Origin of the sequence: Helicobacter anatolicus, assembly GCF_021300615.1 — a bacterium.
In the GTDB taxonomy this organism is placed as follows: domain Bacteria; phylum Campylobacterota; class Campylobacteria; order Campylobacterales; family Helicobacteraceae; genus Helicobacter_H; species Helicobacter_H anatolicus.
In genome coordinates, this window is sequence record NZ_JAJTMY010000005.1 from 50,213 (window position 1) to 59,004 (window position 8,792).

At 32.6% G+C, this 8,792-nt stretch carries 7 protein-coding genes, 1 other RNA gene and 1 pseudogene; 8 read left to right on the plus strand and 1 reads right to left on the minus strand.

Features of this window, described 5'->3' with window-relative positions; translation table 11 throughout:
- The first annotated feature begins 17 nt into the window (after window positions 1–17).
- The 4 genes from eno to LW133_RS06910 are packed head-to-tail and all read left to right on the plus strand — an operon-like array spanning window position 18 to window position 2,629.
- Window positions 18–1,295, plus strand: a complete 1,278-nt coding sequence (gene eno, locus LW133_RS06895) for a phosphopyruvate hydratase (protein WP_233077698.1) — start codon at window positions 18–20, stop codon at window positions 1,293–1,295.
- Window positions 1,292–1,537 carry a hypothetical protein gene (locus tag LW133_RS06900; RefSeq protein WP_233077699.1) on the plus strand — a complete coding sequence of 82 codons (246 nt, stop codon included), beginning with the start codon at window positions 1,292–1,294 and terminating at the stop codon, window positions 1,535–1,537. The genes eno and LW133_RS06900 overlap by 4 nt, the downstream gene beginning before the upstream one ends.
- A complete protein-coding gene (locus LW133_RS06905; protein WP_233077701.1) occupies window positions 1,534–2,136 on the plus strand; it encodes an AMIN domain-containing protein in 603 nt (200 codons plus the stop codon). Before LW133_RS06900 ends, LW133_RS06905 begins: the two co-directional genes overlap by 4 nt.
- Window positions 2,126–2,629: a shikimate kinase gene (locus LW133_RS06910; RefSeq protein ID WP_408610470.1), complete on the plus strand. Its 504-nt coding sequence runs from the start codon at window positions 2,126–2,128 to the stop codon at window positions 2,627–2,629. The genes LW133_RS06905 and LW133_RS06910 overlap by 11 nt, the downstream gene beginning before the upstream one ends.
- Before the next feature lie 33 nt (window positions 2,630–2,662).
- Here LW133_RS06910 and ffs read toward each other — a convergent pair.
- Window positions 2,663–2,760, minus strand: an RNA gene (ffs, locus tag LW133_RS06915) — signal recognition particle sRNA small type.
- Window positions 2,761–3,035: 275 nt separating this feature from the next.
- Between ffs and LW133_RS06920 the strand changes: the two genes are divergently transcribed.
- From LW133_RS06920 to LW133_RS06935, 4 genes and pseudogenes are all read left to right on the plus strand, one after another.
- A complete protein-coding gene (locus tag LW133_RS06920) occupies window positions 3,036–4,046 on the plus strand; it encodes a methionine ABC transporter ATP-binding protein (RefSeq protein ID WP_233077708.1) in 1,011 nt (336 codons plus the stop codon).
- A complete protein-coding gene (locus LW133_RS06925) occupies window positions 4,036–4,680 on the plus strand; it encodes a methionine ABC transporter permease (protein WP_233077709.1) in 645 nt (214 codons plus the stop codon). The genes LW133_RS06920 and LW133_RS06925 overlap by 11 nt, the downstream gene beginning before the upstream one ends.
- Before the next feature lie 10 nt (window positions 4,681–4,690).
- Window positions 4,691–5,482, plus strand: a complete 792-nt coding sequence (locus LW133_RS06930) for a MetQ/NlpA family ABC transporter substrate-binding protein (protein ID WP_233077704.1) — start codon at window positions 4,691–4,693, stop codon at window positions 5,480–5,482.
- Between the two features lie 366 nt (window positions 5,483–5,848).
- Window positions 5,849–8,792 (plus strand): annotated as a pseudogene (locus tag LW133_RS06935) (hypothetical protein); the annotation flags it as partial.

Sequence of the window (8,792 nt, forward strand, 5' to 3'; positions counted from 1 at the left end):
AAAATAAGGATTTTACAATGATATATATAGAAAATATTTTTGCGCAAGAAGTAATGGATAGTCGTGGAAACCCTACCATAAAAGCCAATGTTATCCTTTCTGATGGCACACAAGCAAGTGCTATTGTCCCTAGTGGTGCAAGCACAGGAAAAAGAGAAGCCCTAGAGCTTAGAGACAATGATCCTAAAAGATATTTAGGTAAAGGAGTTTTAAAAGCTTGTGAAAATGTCAACAAGATAATTGCCACACAACTTCTTGGTCTCTCTCCTTATAATCAAAATCAAATTGATGGAATCTTGCAAGAAATTGATAACACAGATAATTTTTCAAATATCGGTGCAAATGCTGCACTTGGTGTGAGTATGGCAGTAGCAAGAGCAAGTGCAGAAAGCTTAAAACTTCCACTTTATCGCTATTTAGGTGGCGCAAATGCTCTCACATTACCTACACCAATGCTAAATATCATCAATGGCGGATCTCATGCCGATAATACCGTAGATTTTCAAGAATATATGATTATGCCTGTTGGTTTTTCTGATTTTAAAGAAGCATTAAGAGCAAGTGCAGAGATCTATCATCATCTTAAAAAACTTCTAAAAGATACGGGTCATATCACAAGTATTGGCGATGAGGGTGGTTTTGCACCTAATCTCAAGACCAATGAAGAACCTATTGAGTATATCCTAAAAGCCGTAGAAAATGCTGGATATAAACCGCAAGATGATATTGCTATTGCACTTGATGTTGCAAGTAGTGAACTTGTAGAATCTAATGGCTTATACAATCTCAAAGGGGAAGGAAGAAAATTAAGCGCAGCAGAACTTGTTGAATATTATGAAAAATTAGTAGCAAAATATCCCATCGTATCAATTGAAGATGGCTTAAGCGAAGATGATTGGGAAGGCTGGAAACTTCTCACACAAAAACTAGGCAATAAAATTCAGCTTGTAGGTGATGACTTATTTGTCACTAATGCAAAAATCTTACAAGAAGGAATTAGTCAAAATATTGCTAATGCAATTTTAATCAAACCAAATCAAATCGGCACTATCAGCCAAACCATGCAAACTATCCGCCTAGCCCAACGCAATAACTATAAATGCATTATGAGCCACAGAAGCGGAGAAAGCGAAGATAGCTTTATTGCAGATTTTGCGGTAGCACTCAATACAGGCGAAATTAAAACAGGGTCTACTGCAAGAAGTGAGAGAATTGCAAAATACAATCGTTTATTAGAAATTGAAGAAGAATTAGTAATTTCTGAATATTTAGGAAAAACCCTATTTAAAAAGTGAGAATTTTTTTGGAAATTTTAAGAAAAATTTATCATAAGCGTGTAATTTTAATTTATCTTTGCATTATTGGCATTATTTGCTTTTACATCCTCTCTATTACGATGACTGGCAAATATTCTTTACGCATTCTTATAGAAAATCAAAATCTTGAAAAAAAACTTGATAATGAAATTTTAGAATTACGCTTGGAAAATGCAAAGTTAAGAAAAGAGCTTTTTGAAATCAAAGGATTAGAACCATGAGACATTTATTTTCAGTATTTCTACTTTTTATTTTTATACTTAATGCTAGAGAAAATCCCTTTGAATCCGCAATCAATCCTAACATGGATTCTAATCGCGACCCCAGTGAAATCAAAAAAACTTTTGAAAGTTTTGATTTCAAACTCCCTTCTACTGCAAGAATTCTTAAAGAAATTAAAGTTGTTTATCAAAATCTCAATGGGGGTTTGGAAGAAAAAACCCTACAGATTGATAAAAGTATTGATTGGCACTATCCTATTGCTATCACACAAAAAGATGCAAAAATCAATGAAAGTGAGGACACGCAATATTTTTCTGCAAAAAAAATTATCTTTTTTGCCAAAGACAATAAACTCTACATCACCACAAAACGCACAATGAAGCGCAATTTTATCTTGCCTGAACCTTTTAGAATTGTTATCGATTTTAGTAAGGATGCCGTTGATGCTGATGAGCTTTTAGAACTCAAACAAAAATATTTTTCCTCTATCTTTTTAAATGCACATAAGGATTTTTTCCGTGCTTATATCACATTAGATGGTCGCTATAAATATTCTATAACTTCTAATGATGATGGCTATATTCTAAGTGTGCAATAATCTCGTTCTTATCGGTTTTATGGGCTCTGGAAAAAGCACTATAGGAAAAAAATTAAGCACTCTACTTGATTATAAATTTATTGATTCGGACTGCTTTATTGAAAAAAAAGAGGGGCGTAAAATTTCAGAAATTTTTCAAACAAATGGAGAGAAATATTTCCGGAATCTAGAAAAAGAATTCATTCAAAGCCATAGACAAAATTCCTATAGTGTCATTGCTACAGGCGGAGGTATGCCCATTTATAATGACATCACACAAATGGGTTATATCATTTATCTTAAAGCAGATTTTAATATAATCCAAAAACGCATAGAAGATTCCCACACAAGACCACTTTTTGCAGATTTAAACAAGGCCTATGCACTTTTTTTACAACGCCAAAAAATTTATGAAAAAACTTGCAATCTCATTATTAATGCAAACAACCCCTTGCAAAAAATCTTACAAGATATTATGCTGCAAATAAAAACAAATCAAAATAATAAATCATGAAAAACTAATTGTATAAATGTATAAAAGATAAACCCTCCTCCAGATACTTACGGCACATAACAAATATAAGTGCTCTGCTATGTTCCCATCCTGAAGCTTTGCCTATAAATGCTATTGCATAAGTCTGAAGAAAGGCAAAAAAATTATAGCATATTTTTCTATTTTCTCCCCTATAAAATACAAAAAGCACAGACCCATGCAAAAATATGCATTTTAATTCACACTACTCATCACACCACCAAAAAAATAAAAAGACACACTCATATTCCATAATATTCCCCATAAAATCACTCTCCTTATGCCCTACATAAAATTATCTACAATCATTCACATAAAATATAAATTATATAAACACATATTGTATTTACTTTATTTAATTAAAATCCTCAATATTTATCAGGAGCTAATTGTGATAGAACTAAAAAATATTCAAAAAACCTATCCCAATGGATTTTGCGCGATTAAAAATCTTAATTTACAAATCCAAAAAGGTGATATTTATGGCATTATTGGTTATTCTGGTGCCGGAAAATCTACTCTTATCCGCCTTATCAATCGCCTTGAAGAACCCACAAATGGAGAGGTTTTGATTAATAATACAAATATTCTTAATTTAAATCCTAAAGCTCTACAAAAACAACGCCAAAAAATTGGCATGATTTTCCAACATTTCAATCTTTTAAGTAGAAAAAATGTTTTTGATAATATTGCTTTTGCTCTACAAATTGCAGGTTGGAAAAAAGAAGAATGCGCTCAACGCGTCTTAGAATTATTGGACCTAGTAGGACTAAAAGATAAAAAAGATTTCTACCCCAATCAACTAAGTGGCGGGCAAAAGCAACGCGTTGCCATCGCTAGGGCCCTTGCAAATCACCCACAAATCTTGCTTTGTGATGAAGCTACAAGTGCACTAGATACAAAAACTACCCAATCAATCCTAGCCCTACTTAAAGATATCCAACAAAAAATGTCTCTTACCATCGTTTTAATCACGCACCAAATCGAAGTGGTTCGTGCAATTTGCAATAAAGTATGCGTAATTAATAAAGGTGAAATTATTGAGGAAGGTGAGGTAGCCAAAATTCTCTCACACCCTAAACACCAAATCACACAAGAACTTGTCGCAACAATGCCGCATAAAAAAAATCAAGATTATTTACAATTTCTCCCTGATTCTGCAAATCTTTATGAACTTATATTTATCAATGAAGCAAAAGATTCTCCTATTATCTCTCAAGCTCTACAAAAATTCAAAGTAACTTTTAATATCCATTTTGCAGACTTTAATACCCTTCCTTCGCAATCTTTTGGCAGAATGATTTTGGATATTCAGGGGGAAGAAATAGAAGAAGCACTCGCTTTTATCCGTGCACAAAATGTAGAAATAGAATCCATTCAAAGGAAAAATAATGATTGATTTATTACTTGAGGGCACACTAGATACATTGATAATGGTATTTTTTTCATCACTCTTTGCCCTCTTTTTTGGTCTTCCCTTGGGAGTTTTTTTATTTATCACACAAAAAGACTCTATCTTACCTATGCCACTAGTCAATAAAATTTTAGGGCTTATAGTAAATATTACGCGTTCCTTTCCCTTTATTATTTTAATTGTTTTACTTTTACCTCTCTCACGATTATTGATTGGAACAAGCATTGGGGTAAATGCTGCGATTATCTCACTATCTGTAGCTACTATTCCATTTATTGCAAGACTTTTTGAAGGAGCATTATCTGAAATAGACAAAGGTCTTATTGAAGCAAGTATTAGTCTTGGGGCAAATAAATTTAATATTATTATAATGATTATTACAGAGACTCTCCCCTCACTTATTCACGCATTTATTATTGCTATTATCAATATTATTGGTTATTCAGCAATGGCAGGGGCACTTGGTGCAGGTGGGCTTGGAGATATAGCAATCCGCGTGGGTTATCAATCAAATCAGCCAGATGTGCTATTCTACACTGTTATTATTATCATTATTATGGTGCAAATCATTCAAACCCTTGGTGATTACATCGTAAAAAAATTAAAATCTCATCTCTAAAGGATTAAAAATGAAAATCTTAAAACTACTTTTTTTTGTGCTTTTTGCTTTTTTGCTAAATAGTTGTAACAATCATCAAGATAAAGAACATACAATCAAAGTCGGTGCCACCCCACTCCCCCATGCCCAAATTCTAGAATCTATCAAGCCAGAATTACAAAAACTCGGTTATGAACTAAAAATCGTGTCTTATGTAGATTATGTAACCCCTAATGAAGCACTTAAAGATGGATCGCTTGATGCAAACTTTTTCCAACATGCCCCATTTTTGCAAGCATTCAATACAGCAAAAAATGCAAATCTTATAAGCGTAGGTACAATTCATATTGAACCACTATCTATTTATTCTCATCAAATCAAAAATTTAGATTCCTTACAGGAAAATGACACTATCCTTATTCCTAATGATCCTAGCAACCTTGCCCGTGCATTGATTTTATTAGACCACCTAAAACTTATCACCCTAAAAGATCCAAACAATCTCAATGCCACTATGCAAGAAATCACAAATAACCCCAAAAATCTCAAAATCATCCCCATAGAAGCAGCAATGCTTGCAAAAAATATTGATGATAAAAAAGTAAAAGCTATTATCATTAATGGCAACTACGCATTGCAAAACCACCTACAAAATCCCATTGCGCAAGAAGATGGTCGCTCTCCTTATGCAAATGTGATTGCCACACAAGAAAAAAATAAAAATTCCCAAAAAATACAAGTACTTATGCAGGCTCTCCATAGCCAAAAAACAAAGGATTTTATCATGCAAACTTACCAAGGAAGTGTGATTCCTGCATTTTGATCCCTAATTGGGATCCCTCCCCCTTACAAAAATTACCTCATACATTACTAAAAAACTATCTTACATTTTACATCTATTTATAGCATTATCGATATTTTATAATTGATTTATTGCTTTCTTTTAAACTAGATAAGTTTTAATGAATCTTACCTCTAACATAACATTAATAATTCTTTGCACACCATTTCTATTTTATAACACGACAAAATTTAATAAATATTTAAATTATTGTTACAAATCTTAAAAATAACTCTAAAATTATAATAATTTACACCCCCCCCCCCGCTCAATATTTGTTAAAATGCTGTAATATAATAGATATTTTTTATTAAAAATTAATGATATATTTTTTCAGGAGAAATAATCATGAAAACAAACCAAATAAAAAAATTCAAACTTTTCAAACCAGTTATAGCAAGTTCACTGGCTTTAACTTTAGGTTGTGGGAATGCATATGCAAATGATGGCTACTTAGATTACACTCAAACTGATCCACAGACAAGCCCTGTAACAAGTTTGATATTATATAAGGATAAAACTGAGTTTCCATATGATGCTAATTGCAAGATTAATCATCATAACTGTATAAGTGATCTCAAAAAAGACTTCTCCTTTATATTTGGGAAAAGAAAGGAATACACTCAAATAGATCTATATTTTAACACCATAATCTTTCAAGAGCAAATGAGTACGGCTAATCTAAATATTTTAGGTAAAGGAAAAGTTTTTGATTTTTCAGACCATACTATGACTATTGATTTTTATGAAATGAAAAATAAAACCTTCAATTTCACTGCAGAAAGAGAATTTAAGGGGAATATAACAATTTATGGTAGTGGCGATAACAACAAATTTGATGGGACTTTTGAACAGGGAGTAACAGGAACAATCAAAATCGGAACTGCTGACAACCTCTCTCGTGTCAACACTACTCTTGTTTTTGGAGATACTTCAGCAAAAGCCAATGCACGAAGTTCTTCTAAACAATTTAAAACAGATATTATGGTCAATGCTGCAAGTAATGCGAAGAATAGCTTCATCTATAAAGAAGACACTACTACACAAAAAATTTGGACAATTCAAGGGGTTAGTGAAACTATCTTTGAAAAGAATGCTACAATGCAATCTGGTAATGAAGTAATTTATACAGGATGGTGGCAAAATAATAAAGGAGCCGCTAAAGCTACTTTTACCTTCAAAGGAATGCAAAGCCTAATCAAAAATACAAAAGAAAATTCACAAGGAATAGCAGTCCAAGCAAATGCAAATCAAAGTGGAAAAACAGCAGAAAATATTCTTAATTTTCAAGGAAATGACTCCACAAATACAATCGAGGGTAAGATTATCGCAACAGCAAATCGTACTCTAGGAGATTCTAAAGGAAGCAATACAATCACCTTTAGCAACCAAACTAAAACAAATGCAATCAAAGGAAATATCCTTACAGAAGGAAATTATAACTCAAAAAACAACATAACTTTCAACGGAAAAATTTCTAATACCATCACAGGAAATATTAATACTTCAGCAGGAACAGCAACAATTACTTTTAAAAGTGACACAACAAATACAAATCCTGTCCATAGAATTATTGGAGACATCACAACCACTGGGGTTAAGCAGAGTAATTTTGTCGGAAATAGTCAAACCAATATCCAGATCTCTAGTAAAGCCAATAGTACTAACACTTCTGAGGATCTAAAAAATCTTTCATTCTTTGCAGGAAATATCACCACAGATGGACATAAAAGCAATACAAATATTATATTTGAAAACAGTATCTGGCTACCTAACTACATTGCAACTACAGATATGAAAAAAGTAACCAGTGGAAATCTTCCAGAAATTCCATCAGGGACGCTGATTAATAGAAACAATGGAGCTACAAATATTGTCCTTAGAACTTCAAATGCTGTTTTAAATACTTTAGGTACTTCTATGTTTAACATAATTAATGCTGGAGATCAAAGTAAGGTTAATGTTGTTATCCAAGGTTCTGTTAATGTAGGTGCAAATATCACTTATGGAGGGAGATTTGATGGTGGTAATTATATTTGGGATGGAAAAGATAATGCAAATCAAACTACTTTTATCTTTGCAAATGGCAATAATATAAATTTTGGCGGCAACGAAAGCTTTACTAATTCTACAGACACTACAAATACTAATAACAAAGTCCTAGGTGTAACTTATCAAGATGGTATCAAACTTACACTAAAAGATAAAACGATTAAAAACTCTAATGGTGAAAATATTTCTTTCCTTAATACTTATAAAAATTACTTTATTTCAAAAGAGACAGATCCAATCCTCACTCTCACAACAAATCGCACAAACAATGGCGCTTTCAAAGACACAATTGTAATAGAAGGTCTACTTGTAGGTGATGTTGTAGCACTAGAAAGAAGTAATGCTAATAAAGACAAACATGCAGAGTTTGATGTAACCTTAAAAACAAATTCAGCATTCTTTGGTGGATTTGATTTTAGCAATCTCTTAAAGACACAAAATGGTGCAAACCCACTTGATAAAACAAGCATCACTCTTGTAATGGAAAAAGGTTCAAAATTCTTTATTGATAGCTCTGTAACTTTACAAAATCTAAGCATCAAAAATGTAGATTTAAATCGCGAAGAAACACTAGTAAATACTTTTGCACAAAGTAATACTGTAATTGACTTAGGAAGTTATGGAAATGATAATAATGCATTGCGTAAAGGAAGAGAAGATTTTAACCTTTTAAGTATTGGTGTGGTAAGTAATATGCAACCTCAATCTACAGAAGCTACCACAGGTTTAGAAGGAGAAAACGCACTCTTTAGAGTGTATGCAAATGCAAATGCAAAGCAAGAAACTGCCACTCTAGGTAAAGTGAAGGCAAAAAATGGAAGTGCTGAAAGTGGTACTTATGGCCATGTATATAGTGATAGAATCATTGTAGATAATGCTAAAACTAATGACTCTAGCTCTGGCACTAATAATAGCTTACAAGAATATATCCAAGTACTTTATGATGCAAATACAGATGCAAAATCTCTAAGTCATGCAAAAGGTACAGGTACAGAAACAGCAGGTAATATTGCAGTATTTACTGTGAAAAATAACGAAAGTGATAAAGCTCTAGTAGATTTAAAACCTGCAGATGTATTACAAGGTTTTGATGTTATTGGTACAACACTAGTAACAGAAACAACAGATAGAAATGGTAAAGTAAGTGCTATGCGTGATGCAGATAGCACAAATGGCTACACTACTTACTTTGTAGATAAAGTAGGAAGTAAAGGTGCTTCAGAATCTATCCAAAGTGCAA